Origin of the sequence: Streptomyces sp. NBC_01352 (assembly GCF_036237295.1) — a bacterium.
Taxonomy (GTDB): domain Bacteria; phylum Actinomycetota; class Actinomycetes; order Streptomycetales; family Streptomycetaceae; genus Streptomyces; species Streptomyces plumbiresistens.
Window position 1 is genome coordinate 5,627,349 of sequence record NZ_CP108354.1, and the last position, 18,605, is coordinate 5,645,953.

Sequence of the window (18,605 nt, forward strand, 5' to 3'; positions counted from 1 at the left end):
CGGGGACCGGAACCTCCGGCGCCACCCGTCACGAGGCCGCCCTCGCCGCCGGCGACCTCCTCAGGTACTCCACCGCCCGGCTCAACGACCCCTCCTGCGACGGGTGGTAGGACCGCCGGAAGTAGCGGGGTATCGCCGCGCCCAGCTCCCGCCAAGCGGGCAGCAGGCCCTTGCGTACGGCCTTTTCGTGCTTGGTGAGGGAGTAGCGCAGGCGGCCCGCGAGCTGTGGGTCGTGGCGCATCAGATGTGCCGTGCCCCATACCCACAGGTACAGCATCGCCGGTGCGGTGACCGCCATGCCCGCGATGCGGCGGGCGTACCGGGGTGTGCCGGTGCCGCCGCAGTGCTGGTACATGTCGAAGGCGACCGCGCGGTGTTCGACCTCCTCGGCGCCGTGCCAGCGCAGCAGATCCAGCATGACCTCGTCGGCGCGGGCCCGGTCGAGGCCGTCGGCGGCCAGCACCCAGTCGCCGAGGACGGCCGTGAACTGCTCGATCGCCGCGACGACCGCCAGCCGGAAGCGCAGCCATTCCCGCTCGGGTATCGGCGCGCCGAGCGGAGGGCGCTCGCCCAGCAGCCGTTCGAAGAGGAAGTCGACGTACCGGGTGAACTCCGCGGTGTCGAGCCGCTGCGCCTTGAGATGGTCCAGCACGTGCGCGTGCTGGACGCTGTGCGTGGCCTCCTGGCCCATGAACCCCTTGACCTCGGCCAGCAGTTCGGGGTCCCTGACCAGCGGCAGACCTTCCTTGAAGACCCGTACGAACCACCGCTCCCCCGCCGGCAGCAACAGGTGCAGCACATTGATCACATGGGTCGCGGTCGGCTCGCCGGGTATCCAGTGCAGGGGCGTGCGCGACCAGTCGAAGGAGACCCTGCGCGGGGTGATCCGCGCGCTCACAGCGGAGGCTCCAGACGTGCGATCGCCCGCAGCACCCTGGGCGTGAAACGGGACATGAGGTGGGCGCCGCGCGCCTCGGGCGTCACCGGGACCACCGCCTCGTTCCGCGCCACCGCCCGCAGGATCGCGTCGGCGACCTTCTCCGGCGGGTAGTTGCGCAGCCCGTACAGGCGGGCGGTCCGCTTCTGGAGCCGCTTCTCCTCGGCGGCGTCGACCCCGGCGAAGCGCGCGGTCGAGGTGATGTTGGTGTTGACGAAGCCGGGGCACACGGCTGTGACGCCGATGCCCTGGCCTGCCAGCTCCGCGCGCAGGCACTCGCTGAGCATCAGCACGGCCGCCTTGGAGGCGCTGTAGGCGGGCAGCGCCTTGGAGGGCTGGTACGCCGCCGCCGACGCGGTGTTGACGATGTGGCCGCCCTGCGCGCGGTCGGCCATCTGTTTACCGAAGAGCCGGCAGCCGTGGATCACACCCCACAGGTTGATGTCGAGGACCTTCTTCCAGTCCTCCGGAGTGGTGTCGAAGAAGGACCCGGACAGGCCGATGCCGGCGTTGTTCACCAGCACGTCCACCACGCCGTACTCGGCGGCGACCTTCTCGGCGAGCTTCTCCATGGCCTGCTCGTCGGAGACGTCGACCGTCTCCGCCCAGGACTCGGGCGCACCGAGCAGCCGGGACAGCTCGGCGGTGCGCACGGCGGCCTCGGCGTCCCGGTCGACGGCCACCACGCGTGCGCCCGCCTCGGCGAAGGCGAACGCCGTGGCCCGACCGATGCCGCTGCCCGCACCGGTGACCAGCACAAGCTGCCCGCCGAACCGGTCGGCGTACTTCCCGGTCGCCTTCACCGCATCAGGCCTGCCGCCCTCGACGGACGTCACGAACTGCGAGATCCAGGCCGCCAACTGGTCGGGCCGGGAGCGGGGGACCCAGTGCCTGGCCGGGATCGTGCGCCGGGTCAGCTGCGGAACCCAGCGCTCCAGGTCGTCGAAGAGGTTCTCCGAGAGGAACGCGTCTCCCAGGGGCGTGATGAGCTGCACGGGCGCGTGCGCGTACGCGTCCGTACGAGGACGGCGCAGCCGGGTCCGAACGTTGTCCCGGTACAGCCACGCTCCATGCGCCGCGTCCGTCGGCAGCGAGGACGTCGGGTATCCGCCGCCGGGGACCTTCTCGAGGCGCTCCAGGATCCTCGGCCAGTACGTGCCGAGAGGGCCGCGCCAGGCCAGCTCGGGCAGCACGGGCGTCTGCAGCAGGTACGCGTACCAGGACTTGGCGCCCTGGCCCAGCAGCTGGCCGACCCGGCGCGGGGTGGGGCGCCTGACGCGCTTGTTGATCCAGTGGCCGAAGTGGTCGAGGGACGGCCCTGACATGGACGTGAAGGAGGCGATCCGGCCCTCGGTGCGCCGGACGGTGGTGAACTCCCAGGCCTGTACCGAGCCCCAGTCGTGCCCCACCAGGTGCACCGGCCGGTCCGGGCTGACCGCGTCCGCGACGGCCAGGAAGTCGTCGGTCAGCTTCTCCAGCGTGAACCCGCCGCGCAGCGGCCGCGGTGCGCTGGAGCGACCATGGCCGCGCACGTCGTACAACACCACATGGAAGCGCTCGGCCAGCCGGGACGCGACCCCCGACCACACCTCCTTGCTGTCCGGATAGCCGTGCACCAGGACGACCGTCGGCCCCGAGGGGTCGCCCAGTTCGGCGACGCACAGCTCGACCCCGCCGGTCCGCACCCAGCGCTCCCGCACACCCGTCGGCAACGTCACTTGTCCTCCGCCCAGCGCCGCACGTGCGGCAGATCGTCGTCCAGCCAGAAGGCGCTCTGCTCGGGGTCCGCGGAGTCGGTGACGACCAGGATCTCCTCGAACTTCGCGCCCGTGCCCCGGAAGCCGAGGTGCGGTTCGACCGCCCACAGGCCCGGCTGCGGCGGGTGGTCGGAGAAGCGGTACGGCGACCACAGCGGAGACCAGCCCTCCCGGTGGCCGTGCAGCGCGTCGGCCGCCAGGCCCTTCAGGGCTCGGGTGCCGAACCCGAAGACGTGCGGTGACCAGCGGCGCTCCGTCACGCGGTCCACCTTGTGCGCGATCACGCCGAAGGGGTACGCGCGGTGGCGGTTGGCGTAACCCTGGCGGGCCATGAGGCGGTCCACGTCCTCGTAGATCTCCCGCAGCGGGCGCCGCTCGCGCACTTCGCGCAGAATCAGCTCGCGGTGCGCCTCCAGGTCGTCCATCAGCCGGTTCTGCACGGGGTTGACGCCCAGGGAGCCCGAGTACCCGATGTCCGCGGTGCAGCCCTCGTACACCGGGGCCATGTCCAGGATGAACGGCATCCCCGGCTCCAGCGGGCGGTCGGTCGGGAAGAACTGCAACGGCACCCGGAAGTTCACGAACGCCGTGCGGTCGCCGAACCAGGCGAAGGGCAGGTGGAACCAGTCGCGCACGCCCCGCTCGCGCAGCCAGGTGCGCTGCATCCGGGCCGCCTCGCGCTCGGTGACGCCGGGTTTCAGCTGCGCCGCGACCGCTTCCGCACACTCGTAGGCGAGGCGCTGCACCTTCCTGAACCCCCGCAGTTCCGCGGCGAGTTCACCTGCTGCCGTCGTCATGCCCAACGCCCACCCGTCCCCGTCGATCGCGGTACGTGCTCGTAACGTGACACTGGCGAATGTGACAGTCGTTAGAGGCTGCGTCAATAGGCCCGCGACGGCCTGTGGACAACCGCGTGGATGTGGACAACCGGGGACGCGTTGTTCGACCTGAGGGGGACCCTTAGGGACCCGTACGCCTGGAGTCTGATACCAAGACGACCCTGCGGAGTGACGACCGGCGTGGTACAGGTCACTACCTTCGTAGACGTGACTGTGATCGCGACCGAAAGCCTGAGCAAGCGGTTCCCCCGGGTGACCGCTCTTGACCGGCTCTCCGTGGACGTCGGGCCCGGTGTGACCGGACTCGTCGGAGCCAATGGAGCCGGCAAGTCCACACTGATCAAGATCCTTCTGGGTCTGTCCCCCGCCACCGAGGGCCGCGCCGAAGTGCTCGGCCTCGATGTCGCCACCAAGGGCGCCGCCATCCGCGAGCGGGTCGGCTACATGCCGGAACACGACTGCCTGCCGCCCGACGTCTCGGCCACCGAGTTCGTCGTCCACATGGCGCGCATGTCCGGCCTGCCGCCCACCGCCGCACGCGAGCGCACCGCGGACACCCTGCGGCACGTCGGGCTGTACGAGGAGCGCTACCGCCCCATCGGCGGCTACTCCACCGGCATGAAGCAGCGCGTGAAACTCGCGCAGGCCCTTGTCCACGACCCGCAGCTGGTCCTCCTGGACGAGCCGACCAACGGCCTCGACCCGGTCGGCCGCGACGAGATGCTCGGCCTCATCCGCCGCATCTACACCGACTTCGGCATCTCCGTCCTGGTCACCTCCCACCTGCTGGGCGAGCTGGAGCGCACCTGCGACCACGTGGTCGTCGTCGACGGCGGCAAGCTCCTGCGCTCCAGCTCCACGACGGACTTCACCCAGATCACGACCACCCTCGCGATCGAGGTCACGGACACCGACGAGCACCCGGACGGCACCCGCGCGGTGCGCGACGCGCTCCACGCGCGCGGGATGGACATCCTCGACAGCGGCGCGGGCCTGCCGGGTGCCGGCCACGTGCTGCTGCTCACCGCGCAGGGCGAGGAGACGTACGACCTGGTGCGGGACGTGGTCGCCGACCTCGGCCTCGGCCTGGTGCGCATGGAACAGCGCCGGCACCACATCTCCGAGGTCTTCACCAACGAGGACGAGCAGCGGAAGGAGGCCGTCGGTCATGGCGGTTGAACAGCCCATGCGGACACCGGCGGCACCGTCGGGTGACCAGACCCGCATCCACAACATCGGCTACCGCAGCTACGACGGCCCGCGCCTGGGCCGCTCGTACGCCACGCGTTCCCTGTACTCGCAGTCCCTGCGCGGCTCCTACGGCCTCGGCCGCTCGGTCAAGTCCAAGGTGCTGCCGATGCTGCTGTTCGTGGTGATGTGCGTGCCCGCGGCCATCATGGTCGCCGTCGCGGTCGCCACCAAGGCGAAGGACCTGCCCGTCGACTACACGCGCTACGCGATCGTCATGCAGGCCGTCATCAGCCTGTACGTCGCCTCGCAGGCGCCCCAGTCCGTCTCGCGCGACCTGCGCTTCAAGACCGTACCGCTGTACTTCTCGCGGCCCATCGAGACCGCCGACTACGTACGCGCGAAGTTCGCCGCCCTGGCCTCGGCGCTGTTCATCCTCACCGCCGCCCCGCTGCTGGTGCTCTACGTGGGCGCCCTGCTGGCCAAGCTCGACTTCACCGACCAGACCAAGGGATTCGCACAGGGGCTGGTCTCCGTGGCACTGCTCTCGCTGCTCTTCGCCGGCCTCGGCCTGGTCATCGCGTCGGTCACCCCGCGCCGCGGGTTCGGCATCGCCGCCGTGATCGCCGTCCTGACCATCTCCTACGGCGCCGTCTCCACGCTCCAGGCCATCGCCGACGCGCAGACCAGCACCGGATCCATCGCCTGGATCGGCCTGTTCTCGCCCATCACGCTCATCGACGGACTGCAGTCCGCGTTCCTGGGTGCGAGCTCGGCGTTCCCGGGAGGGGTCGGCCCGACGAACGGGGAGGGCGTCGTCTACGTCCTCGTCACCCTCGGCCTGATCGCCGCCTGCTACGGCCTCATGATGCGCCGCTACCGAAAGGTCGGACTGTGACCACGCTCAACATCGACCACGTCTCGCGCTGGTTCGGCAACGTGGTCGCCGTCAACGACATCACCATGACGATCGGCCCCGGCGTCACCGGCCTGCTCGGCCCCAACGGCGCCGGAAAGTCCACCCTCATCAACATGATGGGCGGCTTCCTGGCCCCCTCCACCGGCACCGTCACGCTCGACGGCGTGCAGGTGTGGCGCAACGAGAACATCTACAAGCACATCGGCATCGTCCCCGAGCGCGAGGCGATGTACGACTTCCTCACCGGGCGCGAATTCGTCGTGGCCAACGCCGAGTTGCACGGCCTTGGCGCCAGAGCGGCCCAGAAGGCGCTCGCCACGGTCGAGATGGAGTACGCCCAGGACCGCAAGATCTCGACGTACTCCAAGGGCATGCGGCAGCGCGTGAAGATGGCGAGCGCCCTCGTTCACGAGCCCTCGCTGCTCCTGCTGGACGAGCCCTTCAACGGCATGGACCCACGCCAGCGCATGCAGCTCATGGACCTGCTCAGGCGCATGGGCGACGAGGGCCGCACCGTGCTGTTCTCGTCCCACATCCTCGAAGAGGTCGAACAACTCGCCCGGCACATCGAGGTGGTCGTCGCCGGACGGCACGCGGCCAGCGGTGACTTCCGCAAGATCCGCCGCCTGATGACCGACCGCCCGCACCGCTACCTGGTGCGCTCCAGCGACGACCGCGCCCTCGCGGCCGCGCTGATCGCCGACCCGTCGACGTCCGGCATCGAAGTCGACCTGGCGGAGGGCGCGCTGCGCATCCAGGCCGTCGACTTCGGCCGCTTCACGGCCCTGCTGCCGAGGGTGGCCAGGGACCACGGCATCCGCCTGCTCACGGTCTCGCCGTCCGACGAGTCGCTCGAGTCCGTCTTCTCGTATCTCGTCGCGGCGTAGGAGGCCGAAAGATGTACGACCCCACAGTCGCCCGACTCACCTACCGCGCCCTGCTGGGCCGGCGCCGGGCCCTCATCCTGGGCGCGCTGCCCCTGCTGCTGATCGCGATCTCCGTGGTGGTGCGCGGCCTCGCCGGCGCCGACGACCAGACCGCGTCCGACCTGCTGGGCGGGCTCGCGCTCGCCACCATGGTGCCGATCATCGGCGTCATCGCGGGCACGGGCGCGATCGGCCCGGAGATCGACGACGGCTCCGTGGTCTACCTGCTGTCCAAGCCGATCAAACGGCCGACGATCATCTTCACCAAGCTGATCGTCGCGATCGCCGTGACGATGGTGTTCTCCGCGGTGCCCACGCTGATCGCCGGCTTCATCCTCAACGGCAACGGCCAGCAGATCGCCGTCGCCTACACGGTGGCCGCACTGGTCGCCTCCATCGCCTACGCGGCGCTCTTCCTGCTGCTCGGCACGGTGTCGCGGCACGCGGTGGTCTTCGGGCTCGTCTACGCGCTGGTCTGGGAGGCCCTGTTCGGCTCCCTGGTGGCTGGGGCACGCACGCTCAGCGTCCAGCAGTGGTCTCTGGCGGTGGCCCAGAAGGTCGCCGGCGGGGATCTGGTGACCTCCGACGTCGGGCTGACGACGGCGACGGTCCTGCTCGTCGTGGTCACCGTCCTGGCGACCTGGTACGCGGGGCAGAAGCTGCGCTCGCTGACGCTGGCGGGCGAGGAGTAGACGCCCCGCTTATTGACAGGGGCTTCACCTCTGTCCGGGCACACTGGACAAAAGCGGGCGCACGGCTGGGAGGGCGGGGATGGCGGTGGCGGACGAGGCGTCACAGAACGAGGGTCGCGGACGGTCGGGAGACGAGGCGTGGGACGACCTCGTCCTGGACGAGGACTTCATACGGTCCGCCGAGACCGCCGAGCCGTCCGCTCGGGCCCGCATGCTCGCCGAGCGCTGGCGCAAGGAGCAGCCCGAACCGCAGCCCTGGCGTTCCGACGAGCCGCCCGCGGGGTGGTTCTTCAGCAAGCGTCGGCGCAGGTGGCGGCGGCGCTAGGAGCACACGCGGCCGCTTTTATTCAGTGGCGCCGAACGCGGCGTACCGGCACATTGGTTGTGTCAAGGACGCCGGAGCGAACCGGCGCCACGCACTGGGGAGGAGTTCGACGATGTCCATGCACGACAGTCCGTCGAGCTCCCCACAGGGCAGCCCGCGGCAGACTCCGGAGTAGTTACTCCTCCGTCGAGTCCGCCCATACGGGGAGCTGCCCGGGGCGGCCGCTTCGAGCACGTGGCGCACTGCGCTCGCGTGAGGCCGCCCACCCGGAGGATTGGCCGAGTGGTAAGGCACTGGCTTGCTAAGCCAAGGTCGGGCGTAAAAGCCCGCGCACGTTCGATCCGTGCATCCTCCGCCGAGTACGGAAGTTCAGCCCAGCAACCGCTCCAACACCACCGCGATCCCGTCCTCCTCGTTCGAGGACGTCACCTCGTCCGCCACGGCCTTCAGCTCCTCGTGGGCGTTGGCCATGGCCACGCCGTAGGAGGACCAGGCGAACATCGGGAGGTCGTTGGGCATGTCGCCGAAGGCGATCGTGTCGGCGGCCTTCATGCCGAGCCGGCGGGCCGCCAGGGACAGGCCCGTGGCCTTCGACAACCCCAGCGGAAGCAGCTCGACGATGCCCGCGCCGGCCATCGCGACGGTGACGAAGCCACCGGCGGCCTGGCGGGAGGCCTCGGCCAACTCGTCGTCCGTCAGCGTGGGGTGCTGTATGTAGATCTTGTTCAGCGGGGCCGTCCAGAGGTCGGCCGCGTCCGTGAAGGGTGTCGCGGGGAGCTTGCCGGTGACCGCGTAACCGGGGCCGACCAGCACCTCGCCCTCCAGCCCGTCCCGGCTCGCCGCGAGGTACAGCGGGCCGACCTCCGCCTCGATCTTGGCCAGCGCCACCCCGGCCAGCTGCCGGTCCAGCGTCACCGACGTCAGCAGGCGGTGCTCGCCGGCGTCGTACACCTGTGCGCCCTGGGCGCAGACCGCGAGGCCGTTGTAGCCGAGGTCGTCGAGGATGTGGCGGGTCCACGGGGCCGCGCGGCCCGTCACGACGATGTGCGCGGCGCCCGCCGCGGTGGCCGCGGCGAGCGCGTCACGGGTGCGCTGCGAGACCGACTCGTCGGAGCGCAGGAGCGTTCCGTCGAGGTCGGTCGCGATCAGGCGGTAGGGAAAGGCCGGGGCAGCCGACGTACTCACTTGGCGACCGGCTCCAGGATCTCCCGGCCGCCCAGGTAGGGGCGGAGCACCTCGGGGACCCGGACGGAGCCGTCGGCCTGCTGGTGGTTCTCCAGGATCGCCACGATCGTGCGTGGTACGGCGCACAGCGTGCCGTTCAGCGTCGCCAGCGGCTTGACCTGCTTGCCGTCACGGACGCGGATCGACAGGCGGCGGGACTGGTACTCGGTGCAGTCCGAGGTCGAGGTCAGCTCGCGGTACTTGCCCTGGGTCGGAATCCACGCCTCGCAGTCGAACTTGCGGGCGGCCGAGGAGCCGAGGTCGGCGGAGGCCACGTCGATCACCCGGAACGGCAGTTCCAACGACGTCAGCCACTGCTTCTCCCACTCCAGCAGGCGCTGGTGCTCGGCCTGCGAGTCCGCCGGGTCGACGTACGAGAACATCTCGACCTTGTCGAACTGGTGGACGCGGAAGATGCCGCGGGTGTCCTTGCCGTGCGAGCCGGCCTCGCGGCGGAAGCAGGGCGAGAAGCCCGCGTAGCGCAGCGGGAGGCGGTCGGCGTCGATGATCTCGTCCATGTGGTACGCGGCGAGCGCGACCTCGGACGTGCCGACGAGGTAGAGGTCGTCCTTGTCGAGGTGGTAGACGTCCTGGGCCGCCTGGCCGAGGAAGCCGGTGCCGGCCATCGACTGGGGGCGGACCAGCGCGGGCGTCAGCATCGGCGTGAAGCCGGCCGCCGTGGCCTGCGCGATCGCCGCGTTCACCAGGGCGAGCTCAAGCAGCGCGCCGATCCCGGTGAGGAAGTAGAAGCGCGAGCCGGAGACCTTGGCGCCGCGCTCCACGTCGATCGCGCCGAGGATCGTGCCGAGCTCCAGGTGGTCCTTGGGGTCGAAGCCCTCGGCGCCGAAGTCGCGGATGGTGCCGTGCGTCTCCAGCGTGACGAAGTCCTCCTCGCCGCCCACGGGCACCTCGGGGTGCACGAGGTTGCTGAGCTGGAGGGCGAGCTCCTGGGTCTCGGTGTCGGCCGCGTCGCGCTCGGCGTCGGCGGCCTTGACGTCGGCGGCGAGCTGGCCCGCCTTCTTCAGCAGCTCGGCCTTCTCGTCTCCGGAGGCCTTGGGGATGAGCTTGCCGAGCGCCTTCTGTTCGGCACGCAGCTCGTCGAAGCGGACGCCGGACGACCTGCGCCGCTCGTCGGCAGACAGGAGAGCGTCGACGAGCGCGACGTCCTCTCCACGGGCGCGCTGCGACGCACGCACACGGTCGGGGTCCTCACGGAGCAGGCGAAGGTCAATCACGTGACCAAGGCTACCGGTGCGGGTCACGGCTCACGACTCACTATTCCGGGCTGCACCGAATCGCGACTTACGTTCCGTTGTGCGGCAATTGTCGATCGTGTCAATAAAACGCGTCTCACTCCCTGGGACGGGGCATACAACGGGCGCCGGGTTGACTCGATTCCCTTGTGCGGAGCGGGACTTGGGATGCCCTTCGTCCACAGAAATCCACAGCGTCGAAGAGTTATCCACAGGCTGTGCGAAAGATCTGTGGACGCCGGAAGTGATCAATCCGCAGCGAGGGTGCGAGGCGAGGAATTCTCGTCCCAAACCAGCGTCACATCCACTTTCGGGTGGAAATGAGTCGCTCCAAAGGATGGCGCGAGGGAAACGGGTGGACGAAGAGTGACCTACGGGACTGTGGACGAACTTGAGGGCTGTAGGGCGATTTGTCGACTGGGTGACGCTTCGTTGTCGACTTGTCCCCAGGTCGAGAAGCCCACCTGTGGATAACTCCTGTGGATAACGAAAATATGCAGGTAGGAGCGGCCGGAAACGTTCTAGAAACGTCCGTCCTGGCATCGCGCCACCCACTCCGCCGCCGACACGAACTCGCCGTCCGAGGTGCCCGGGAACGGAGGGCGAACGTCCGCCACCTCTACGTCCGCGCGCGGGTAGGAACCCAGGAAGCGCACCTGGAGGCAGATCCGCTTGAGCCCCGTCAGTGCCTCGGCGACCCGGCGGTCGGAGATGTGGCCCTCGGCGTCGATGCAGAAGCAGTAGTTGCCGATGCCCTCGCCGGTGGGCCGGGACTGCAGCAGCATCAGGTTGATGCCCCGGGTGGCGAACTCACCGAGGAGGTCGCGCAGGCCGCCCGGATGATCGTCGCGCTGCCAGAGCACGACGGACGTCTTGTCCGCGCCGGTCGGTGCGGCGGGCCGGGCGGGCCGGCCGACCAGCACGAACCGGGTCTGGGCGTTCTCCGCGTCGTGGATCCCGGTCTCCAGGGCCTCCAGGCCGTACCGGGCGGCCGCGAACTCGCCCGCGAAGGCGGCGTCGTAGCGGCCCTCCTGGACCAGCCGGGCGGCGTCCGCGTTCGACGCGGCCGACTCCCAGATGGCGTCCGGGAGGTTCTTCCTGAGCCAGTTGCGCACCTGCGGCTGGGCGGCCGGATGCGCGGAGACCGTCTTGATGTCCGACAGCTTGGTGCCGGGCCGGACCAGCAGCGCGAAGGTGATCGACAGCAGCACCTCGCGGTAGATCATCAGCGGCGCGCCCGCGACCAGCTCGTCGAGCGTCGTCGTGATCCCGCCCTCGACGGAGTTCTCGATCGGCACGAACGCGGCCTCGGCCTCCCCGGCCCGCACCGCGTCGAGCGCGGACTGCACGGACACGTACGGGATCAGCTCCCGGGTGGCCGCCTCGGGAAGCGTGCGCAGGGCGACTTCGGTGAAGGTGCCCTCAGGGCCGAGATACGCATAGCTCGCTGGCATGACCTCACCCTAATGGGCCTTGCGAAACACAGTGCACGTATCTCATGGCAGCCACTCCACGGAGCGACGAGGTCACCCCTCCAGCAGCCGTTGCCCCACGTACTCCCCCTCCGCCGCCCCGCCCGGCACCGCGAACAGGCCGCTCGCCTCGTGGCGGATGAACCGGGACAGGGCGTCGCCTCGGTCGAGCTTGCGCTGGACGGGGACGAAGCCGCGCACGGGGTCGGCCTGCCAGCAGACGAAGAGGAGGCCGGCGTCGGGGACCCCGTCGCCGTCGAAGCCGTCGTGGTACGAGAAGGGGCGCCGGAGCATCGCCGCGCCCCCGTTCTGGTCGGGCCGGGTGATGCGGGCATGCGCGTTGATCGGGACGACCAGATTGCCCTTGGCGTCGGTCTTCTCCAGGTCCATGTCGGTCGTCTCGGTGCCTCCGGACAGCGCCGCGCCGTCGGCCTTGCGGCGCCCGATGACGTCCTCCTGGGCCGTGACCGGGAGCTTCTCCCAGTCGTCGAGGAGCATGCGGATGCGGCGTACGACGGCGTAGGAGCCGTTGGCCATCCAGGAGGGTTCCCCGGTGGACGGCACGAAGATCCGCTGGTCGAAGTCCGGCTCGCTCGGCTTCGGATTGCGGGTGCCGTCGATCTGGCCCATCAGGTTGCGGGCCGTCATGGGATGCGCCGTGGCGCCCGGCGAGCGGTTGAAGCCGTTCATCTGCCAGCGGATGCGGGCCGCGCTGCCCGCGTCCTTCTGGATCGCGCGCAGGGCGTGAAAGGCGACCAGTGCGTCATTGGCGCCGATCTGCACCCACAGGTCGCCGTCGCTGCGCTTCTTGTCGAGGTGGTCGGAGGAGAAGTCGGGCAGCGGGTCCAGGGCGGACGGGCGCTGCTTCTCCAGCCCGGTGCGGGCGAAGAAGCTGTGGCCGAAGCCGAAGGTGACCGTGAGCGAGGACGGCCCGGCGTCCCGGGCGACGTCCGTGTCGTCCTGCGTCGCCGCCTCGCCCGCCATCAGCCGCTGTGCCGTCTGTGACCAGCGGCGCAGCAGCGCGGCGGCCTCTTTGCGGCCCGCCCCCGCCGCCAGGTCGAAGGCGACGAGATGGCCGCGGGCCTGGAGGCCCTGGGTGATGCCGGGCTGATGTTTCCCGTGAAACATCACCTGATCGGCGCCCACGGAGGTGAGCGGGGTGGCTTCGGCCGGGCGGGCGGCGTATCCCACGGCCCCGCCGGCGGCACCGAGGACGAGCCCGGTGGCGCCGACGGTGCTCAGCAGCTTCCGCCGCGAAAGGCCCTCCAAAGAGGAGGCGTGTTCGGAAGCGCCCTCTTGGAGAGCGTCGACAGCGCCCTCTTCGGGAGCGGGAGTACGGGCCTCCGGGACGGACTGGTCAGTCATGGTGTGGTTCAGCCGATCTGCGCGTTCTTGGAGACGGTCGTCTGGTCGATGTCGGAGGTCCGCACGGTCACCGCGACCTGCCAGTCGCCCGCCATGGGGATCTGCACTCCGCTCGCCGCCCAGTGCCCGGTGGTGATGTGGTCGGGGACGACGGGCAGCGGCCCGATGTCCTTGGACTTCAGAGTGAAGGCGACCTTCACCTCGGGGATGTCGAAGGCGCGTCCGTTGGGACGCTCCACATAGACGTGCATTTCGTTGGCGCCCACGCGCGCGGGGTCGAGATCGACGCGCACGAGGCCCTTGCCGTCCTGGCCGCCGGTGTCGAACGACATGTCGAGGGTGACCGCCCCGGACGACGAGGTCGAGGAGGACGAGGAGGATGTGGCCGCCTTGGCCTCCTCCTCCGTCCGCCCCGGTTCGGTCTGCGTCAGCACGGTGGTGACGGCGAGCAGTACGACGGCGACCGAGGCCTCGGCGAGCACCGAGCGGCGCAGCCCGAACCGGGTGGGGTCGGCGTCCCGCTCCCGTTTCTGCCGCGCCGTGTCCATCGCGGCCCGCTGCCGGGCGAGCTGCGCGGCGCGCTTGGAGCCGCCGGCGCCGGTGGAGGCCCCGGCAGCACCCTGGGTCGCCCCGGCACTTCCCTTGGCGTCCCCTGCGCTCGCGGTGACCCGCTCCTTCTGAGGCACCTTTTCGCTCCGCTGGACGACCTTGTCCGCCAGCTGGGCCGTCCAGCGCCGGGAGATGTACGCGACGCCGACGAGCAGCGCCACGAGACCGATCTTGACGAGCAGCAGCTGTCCGTACCGGGTGTCGGTGAACGCCGACCAGGAGCCGAGCTGGCGCCACGACTGGTAGGTGCCGGTCAGCACCAGCGCGACGACGCTGCCGAAGGCGACGGCCGAGAAGCGGCGTACGGCGGTCGTGTCGACGGGCGTGTCCGCGGGCGCCCGGTACAGCGCCACGAGCAGGGCGGTGAGGCCGCCGAGCCAGGCCGCGACGGCCAGCAGGTGGATGACGTCGACCGGCATGGCGATGCCCGCCTGGAGGCCGACCGAGGCGTGCTCGGACATCGCCCAGCTCGCGGCGAGTCCGGCGGCGACCACGGTCCCGCCGATGGCGAGCCCGAAGGTCAGATCCCGCTTCTCTTCGTCCTCACGCTTGTCATACGCCCCGAAAAGCACGGCGATGAACAGCGCGGCCGCGGCGAGCAGCAGCAGCCGGGAGACCAGTGCCGCGCCGGTCTTGGTCTGGAGGACCTGGCCGAGCAGGTCGAGGTCGAAGATGTCGCCGACCTTGCCGGAGCCGGTGTAGGAGCCGCGCAGGAGCAGCAGCAGGAGGGTGGCGGAGGTGAGCGTGAGCCAGCCGGCGACGACGAGGCGCTGCATGACCCGGACCCCGGCCCCGCGCGGCCAGCAGGCGAGGACGAAGGCGGCCCCGCCGATCAGGACGACGAACCCGGCGTACGACAGGTACCGCCCGAAGCCGTACAGCCAGCCGACGACCCCGCCGCCCGCGGTCTCGTCGGACACCGAGACGGAGGTGGACGAGGGCGCGCCGACGGAGAAGGTGAAGGCGCCGGCGACGGGATGGCTGTCCGCGGACACGACCTGGTAGGTGACGGTGTAGGTGCCGTCGGGCAGGCCGCTGTGCAGCTGGACGGCGTACGTCGTCCCGTTCACGTTGGAGGGTGTGCCGCGCTGGACGGGCGCGCCCTTGGGGTCGAGCACGCGCAGTGAGTCGGCGGACGTCGAGACCGGCTCGGAGAAGGTCAGCGAGACCTGGGTGGGTGCCTTGTCGACCACCACCCCCTGCTGGGGGTCGCTGCCGGTCAGCGCGGCGTGCGCGGAGGCCGGGGCGGCCCCGGCAAGGAGCAGGCCGGCCGCGGCCAGGAGCAGCAGTACCAGGGTCCGGACGCGGGGGGCGATGGTCGGCGTCAAGGTGATCCCTCCGTCATTGTCCGGTCTTCGGGATGTAGGTCGCCGACTTCACCGGCATCTTGACGACGACCGGGTCCGCCTCGGCGAAGTGCAGTTCGACGGCGACCGTCTGGCCCTCTTCGGGCTTGTGCTTCAGCTTGTCGAACATCAGGTGCGTGCCACCGCTTTTGAACACGAGTTGACCATGCGCGGGGACGGCGAGGTCCTGGACCTCCTCCATCGTTCCGCCGGCCGTCTCGTGCAGCGTGACCTCGCCGACGTCGCTGGTGACCGAGGTCAGTTCGGCCTTCGTACCGCTGTCGTTGACGATCGTCAGGAAGCCGGCCGCCATGTCGTCGGACACCGGCTGCGGCATGTAGGCGCCGGAGACGGAGATCCCGCCCTCGCCGTCGCCCCCGCCCTCCGAGCCGCAGCCCGCCAGTACGAGGGCACCGGTCAGCACCGCGGCGGACACGGCGAAAGACCTCACGGCTTCGCGCCCTTCACGAGCTTGGGCAGGTCCTTGGTGTAGTCGTCGACGGTGGCGTCCTCGCCGTAGAGGACGTACCCGGCGTCGGTCTTCGGGGAGAACGCGACGACCTGGGTGCCATGCACGGAGACGACCTTGCCGCTCTTGTCCTTGTGCGTCGGCTCGATGGAGATGCCGAGGGTGCGCGCACCGGCCTGGATGGTCGCGAAGTCGCCGGTCAGGCCGACGAACTGGGTGTCGATGCCCTTGAGCCACTTGCCGAGTTCGGACGGGGTGTCCCGGCCCGGGTCGGTGGTGACGAACACCACGCGCAGGTCGTCCTGTTCGGACTTGGGCAGCGACTTCTTGGCCACGGCGATGTTGTTCATCGTCAGCGGGCAGATGTCGGGGCAGTGGGTGTAACCGAAGTAGATCAGGGTCGGCTTGCCGGCGGTCTCCTTGCGGAGGTCGTACGACTTGCCCCGGGTGTCGGTGAGGACGAGGTCCGGCTTCTCGAACGGCTGGTCGAGAACGGTGGCGGCCTTGTCCGAGCCGGCCTCCTCGGAGACCACGGAGACCGGCGAACCGCTGTCGTCGCTGCTGCCGCACGCGGAGAGGGTCAGGGTGGCGGCGGCGAGCAGTGCGGCCGCGGCGAACGTCTTCTTGCGCATAGGAAAATGTCCCAGATGTGATGGTGCCGGGCGGCACCGGGGTCGAACGGCCGGTCGACTCACGGTCGGTGGACGGCGTACGCACCCCGGTGCGCGCTCCGGACGGTTGGACTCAGGCGTCGGTACGCCGACGGCCGGCGAGCACGCCGTACGCCACGCCCACCACGCCGACGACGATGCCGACCACGCCCAGGACGCGGGCGGTGGTGTCGCTGCTGTCGGCGGCGACGGTGCTCTGAGAGGAGGCGGCCTCGGCGTCACTCGCCTCTTCGGAGGCGTCGTCAGTGGCTTCGGCGGTGGCCGTGGAGCCGTGCGCGTGCCCGTCCTCCGCGGCGGCGGACAGCGCCAGTACGGGCGCCGGGTTCTCGGGCTCCTCCGCGCCCTCCTGCTGCTCCTCGATCCAGCGCACGACCTCCTTGTTGGAGTACGTCTGGATCGCCTTGAAGACCAGCTCGTCGGCGTCCTCGGGCAGCGCGCCGACGGAGACGGGGAACTTCTCGAAGTAACCGGGCTCGATGCCCTTGCCCGTGGCCGTCCAGGTGACCTTGGTGACGGCCTCGGTGAGCTGCTCACCGTGGTTGTCGATGGGCTTGTCGAGCTTGGACTTGGTGATCTTGATGTCCCAGCCGGCCATCGGCTCCGGCATCACCGAGGACAGCGGATGGGCGGTCGGGAAGTTGACCTCGAGCTTGGTGGTCGAGGCGTTGTCGCGCTCGTTGGGGACCTTGAAGTCGACGACCGCGTAACCGCCCTTGGCGGCGGCGCCCTCGGGCTGCACGCTGACGTGCGCGAACGCGGGCGAGGACAGGACGACGACGGCCGATGCGGCCACGGCACCGGCGGCGGCGAGACGAGAGGCCTTCATGGGGAGCACTCCACTCCAAGTGGTTTTCCGGGGTCCGGTGATGGGTCCGGTGATGGGTTCCGGTGATGAAGAGGGGTACGCGTGCGCGTGCGTCAGCGATCACCCGTCAAGAGGGAGGTCGCTCGGAAGCACGGGCACACGCGCGTGCCGCGCGACGGCGGCCCTCCCCACGGATCCCTCGGAAGGAAGTGGAGCGCTGGTCGCGTCGCGTCAGGCGGCGAGGGAGAGTGCGGCGGCGGGCGGGCCGCGCCTGATCACCGTGTGCTGGAGTGCGGTGGTACGGGGCGTGGGAGGCGCGAACAGGACGGTCCGCGGGGTGCGAGGACCGGCCTCGGGCGTGCCGGGCAGCCCGGCACGCAGGGCGCGCACCAGCGCGAGCGCTCCGCGCAGGGACCGTACGAGCGCCCCCTCGGCCACGGAGTGCGCGGACGGCGCGGACATCTCGATCAGGCGCCGCAGCGCCATGTCCCCCCGGCGCAGCAGCCATCCTGCGGCGAGGCCCGCGAGGACGTGACCGAGCAGCATCGGCAAGGACGGCAGCAACGGCATGGAGGAACCCGCGGCGGTGGACAGGGCGTCCGCCGGGTGGTGCGTGGAGCCCGTGCCCGCACCCGTGCCCTGATGGATCCGCGCGTCCACGAGGATCCGCTGGGCCTGCGCGGGGCTGATCGCCGCCGCGGTGGTCCCGCAGACGAGCCGCGCGGCCTGCTCGATCAGCGAGGCGTCGGAGACCGAGGCCGTACCGGCTGCCGCGGCGGCCGTCGTACCGTGCTGCCCCAGCCCGAACAGCACGTGCAGCACGGTCTGTCCGACCGCGAGCAGCGCGGCGATGCCCGGCAGTGACCGCTCGCGCCCGGCGAGCGGTGCCACGACCAGGACGGCCCCCAGGAAACCCGCGCCCAGCGTCCACAGCGGAACCGTGGCGCAGGAGGCGAGGCTGTGACCGGCCGCGGCCAGCACGACGCAGACCGCGGCGAACACCGCGGTCCGCAGCACCCGGAGATCGCCTCCGGAGCGCGCCGTACGGGGGTGGGGGGCAGTCATGGCGGGCTCATCATCGCATTGGGCTTATAGCCGCCATACGGCAGGTCCACAAGATGACGTACGTGTAGTACGACCGGAAGGTCACCTTCTGCCACAAGGCGCCCCACATACACCGGTGGCCGCCCTCGGCGCATCCCCCATATGGGCGGCATCACGTCAACTCTGTGCTTACACCGGGGCACACGCGGCAATACGTAACGGTATGTCGAGCCGCGGCCAGGAGGCTGGAGCATGAGCATCTGGTGGTCACTCCATCTGCGGCGCGAAGCCGCGAGCGTTCCGCTCGCCCGGCGGCTGCTGCTCGGCACCATGGAGACGGCGGGCGTCGATCCCGACATCTCCTACGACCTCTCCCTGGCCCTCAGCGAGGCCTGCGCGAACGCGGTGGAGCACGGCGGGGACGGCGGCCACGAGGGTTCCTCGCAGGCGTACCGCGTCACCGCCTACCTCGACGGCGAGAAGTGCCGTATCGAGGTGGCCGACTCGGGTCCCGGCTTCTCGGCCGCACGCCCCAGGCCTCCGGCCCGTCCGGCGCCCCTGGAGGACGAGAACGGCCGCGGCCTGTGTCTCATCGAGGAACTCGCCGACCACGTCCACATCGGCAACAAGCCCGGCCGGCGGGGCGCGGTGGTGAGCTTCGACAAGATCCTGAAGTGGAAGAAGGACGCGCCGCTGATGGCGGTGTAGCGCCACCGCCCGGACTCACCCGAAGATGCGCGATACGCACTCATAGCTTGCGTACA

General features: G+C 70.3%; 18 protein-coding genes and 1 tRNA gene. 7 read left to right on the plus strand and 12 right to left on the minus strand.

The window, feature by feature from the left end; translation table 11 throughout:
• Positions 1-28: 28 nt before the first annotated feature.
• The 3 genes from OG252_RS26055 to OG252_RS26065 are packed head-to-tail and all read right to left on the minus strand — an operon-like array spanning position 29 to position 3,491.
• Positions 29-898, minus strand: a complete 870-nt coding sequence (locus OG252_RS26055) for a metal-dependent hydrolase (protein ID WP_329339072.1) — start codon at positions 896-898, stop codon at positions 29-31.
• Entirely contained in the window at positions 895-2,655 is a 1,761-nt protein-coding gene (locus OG252_RS26060) for an SDR family oxidoreductase (RefSeq protein WP_329339074.1), read from the minus strand. The genes OG252_RS26055 and OG252_RS26060 overlap by 4 nt, the downstream gene beginning before the upstream one ends.
• Positions 2,652-3,491: a M24 family metallopeptidase gene (locus tag OG252_RS26065; protein ID WP_266436759.1), complete on the minus strand. Its 840-nt coding sequence runs from the start codon at positions 3,489-3,491 to the stop codon at positions 2,652-2,654. Before OG252_RS26065 ends, OG252_RS26060 begins: the two co-directional genes overlap by 4 nt.
• A gap of 255 nt (positions 3,492-3,746) precedes the next feature.
• Here OG252_RS26065 and OG252_RS26070 point away from each other — a divergent pair, with 255 nt between their 5' ends.
• The 6 genes from OG252_RS26070 to OG252_RS26095 all read left to right on the plus strand — a co-directional run bounded on the left by OG252_RS26070 (position 3,747) and on the right by OG252_RS26095 (position 7,938).
• Positions 3,747-4,712, plus strand: a complete 966-nt coding sequence (locus tag OG252_RS26070) for an ABC transporter ATP-binding protein (protein WP_266448308.1) — start codon at positions 3,747-3,749, stop codon at positions 4,710-4,712.
• Positions 4,702-5,619 (plus strand): ABC transporter permease, encoded by a 918-nt coding sequence (locus tag OG252_RS26075; protein ID WP_266436760.1) that lies wholly within the window; start codon positions 4,702-4,704, stop codon positions 5,617-5,619. The genes OG252_RS26070 and OG252_RS26075 overlap by 11 nt, the downstream gene beginning before the upstream one ends.
• Positions 5,616-6,527 (plus strand): ABC transporter ATP-binding protein, encoded by a 912-nt coding sequence (locus OG252_RS26080; RefSeq protein WP_266436761.1) that lies wholly within the window; start codon positions 5,616-5,618, stop codon positions 6,525-6,527. Before OG252_RS26075 ends, OG252_RS26080 begins: the two co-directional genes overlap by 4 nt.
• 11 nt (positions 6,528-6,538) lie before the next feature.
• Entirely contained in the window at positions 6,539-7,258 is a 720-nt protein-coding gene (locus OG252_RS26085; RefSeq protein WP_329339080.1) for an ABC transporter permease, read from the plus strand.
• Between the two features lie 79 nt (positions 7,259-7,337).
• Positions 7,338-7,583, plus strand: coding sequence for an SGM_3592 family protein (locus OG252_RS26090; protein WP_406494019.1), 246 nt, complete (start codon positions 7,338-7,340; stop codon positions 7,581-7,583).
• Positions 7,584-7,851: 268 nt separating this feature from the next.
• Positions 7,852-7,938 (plus strand) — tRNA-Ser (locus OG252_RS26095).
• Positions 7,939-7,952: 14 nt separating this feature from the next.
• Here the strand turns inward: OG252_RS26095 and OG252_RS26100 are convergent.
• The 9 genes from OG252_RS26100 to OG252_RS26140 form a co-directional block, all read right to left on the minus strand.
• Entirely contained in the window at positions 7,953-8,768 is an 816-nt protein-coding gene (locus OG252_RS26100; protein WP_266436764.1) for an HAD family hydrolase, read from the minus strand.
• Positions 8,765-10,042, minus strand: coding sequence for a serine--tRNA ligase (gene serS, locus OG252_RS26105; protein ID WP_329339083.1), 1,278 nt, complete (start codon positions 10,040-10,042; stop codon positions 8,765-8,767). The genes OG252_RS26100 and serS overlap by 4 nt, the downstream gene beginning before the upstream one ends.
• A 539-nt stretch (positions 10,043-10,581) precedes the next feature.
• Complete coding sequence (gene pheA / locus OG252_RS26110) at positions 10,582-11,514, minus strand: prephenate dehydratase (protein ID WP_266436766.1); 933 nt, start codon at positions 11,512-11,514, stop codon at positions 10,582-10,584.
• Positions 11,515-11,586: 72 nt separating this feature from the next.
• A complete protein-coding gene (efeB, locus tag OG252_RS26115; protein WP_329339085.1) occupies positions 11,587-12,897 on the minus strand; it encodes an iron uptake transporter deferrochelatase/peroxidase subunit in 1,311 nt (436 codons plus the stop codon).
• A gap of 8 nt (positions 12,898-12,905) precedes the next feature.
• Positions 12,906-14,834, minus strand: coding sequence for a copper resistance CopC/CopD family protein (locus OG252_RS26120; protein ID WP_329339087.1), 1,929 nt, complete (start codon positions 14,832-14,834; stop codon positions 12,906-12,908).
• A 13-nt stretch (positions 14,835-14,847) separates the two neighbouring features.
• Positions 14,848-15,303, minus strand: coding sequence for a copper chaperone PCu(A)C (locus tag OG252_RS26125; protein ID WP_329339089.1), 456 nt, complete (start codon positions 15,301-15,303; stop codon positions 14,848-14,850).
• A complete protein-coding gene (locus OG252_RS26130) occupies positions 15,300-15,953 on the minus strand; it encodes an SCO family protein (protein ID WP_266436774.1) in 654 nt (217 codons plus the stop codon). Before OG252_RS26130 ends, OG252_RS26125 begins: the two co-directional genes overlap by 4 nt.
• A gap of 112 nt (positions 15,954-16,065) precedes the next feature.
• The gene (locus OG252_RS26135; protein WP_266436777.1) at positions 16,066-16,818 is read right to left on the minus strand and encodes a YcnI family copper-binding membrane protein; all 753 of its coding nucleotides are present in this window, start codon (positions 16,816-16,818) and stop codon (positions 16,066-16,068) included.
• Positions 16,819-17,028: 210 nt separating this feature from the next.
• On the minus strand, positions 17,029-17,862 hold the full coding sequence (locus OG252_RS26140) for a hypothetical protein (RefSeq protein ID WP_329339091.1): 834 nt from the start codon (positions 17,860-17,862) through the stop codon (positions 17,029-17,031).
• Positions 17,863-18,093: 231 nt separating this feature from the next.
• Between OG252_RS26140 and OG252_RS26145 the strand changes: the two genes are divergently transcribed.
• Positions 18,094-18,549, plus strand: coding sequence for an ATP-binding protein (locus OG252_RS26145; protein WP_266436783.1), 456 nt, complete (start codon positions 18,094-18,096; stop codon positions 18,547-18,549).
• The last annotated feature ends 56 nt before the right edge of the window (positions 18,550-18,605 follow it).

Bases quoted from the DNA above. Each gene is read 5' to 3' on its own strand.
- OG252_RS26140 (WP_329339091.1), bottom strand. From the start codon at position 17,862: ATGACTGCCCCCCACCCCCGTACGGCGCGCTCCGGAGGCGATCTCCGG.
- efeB (WP_329339085.1), bottom strand. From the start codon at position 12,897: ATGACTGACCAGTCCGTCCCGGAGGCCCGTACTCCCGCTCCCGAAGAG.
- OG252_RS26130 (WP_266436774.1), bottom strand. From the start codon at position 15,953: ATGCGCAAGAAGACGTTCGCCGCGGCCGCACTGCTCGCCGCCGCCACC.
- OG252_RS26075 (WP_266436760.1), top strand. From the start codon at position 4,702: ATGGCGGTTGAACAGCCCATGCGGACACCGGCGGCACCGTCGGGTGAC.
- pheA (WP_266436766.1), bottom strand. From the start codon at position 11,514: ATGCCAGCGAGCTATGCGTATCTCGGCCCTGAGGGCACCTTCACCGAA.
- OG252_RS26135 (WP_266436777.1), bottom strand. From the start codon at position 16,818: ATGAAGGCCTCTCGTCTCGCCGCCGCCGGTGCCGTGGCCGCATCGGCC.
- OG252_RS26090 (WP_406494019.1), top strand. From the start codon at position 7,338: ATGGCGGTGGCGGACGAGGCGTCACAGAACGAGGGTCGCGGACGGTCG.
- OG252_RS26065 (WP_266436759.1), bottom strand. From the start codon at position 3,491: ATGACGACGGCAGCAGGTGAACTCGCCGCGGAACTGCGGGGGTTCAGG.
- OG252_RS26085 (WP_329339080.1), top strand. From the start codon at position 6,539: ATGTACGACCCCACAGTCGCCCGACTCACCTACCGCGCCCTGCTGGGC.
- OG252_RS26145 (WP_266436783.1), top strand. From the start codon at position 18,094: ATGAGCATCTGGTGGTCACTCCATCTGCGGCGCGAAGCCGCGAGCGTT.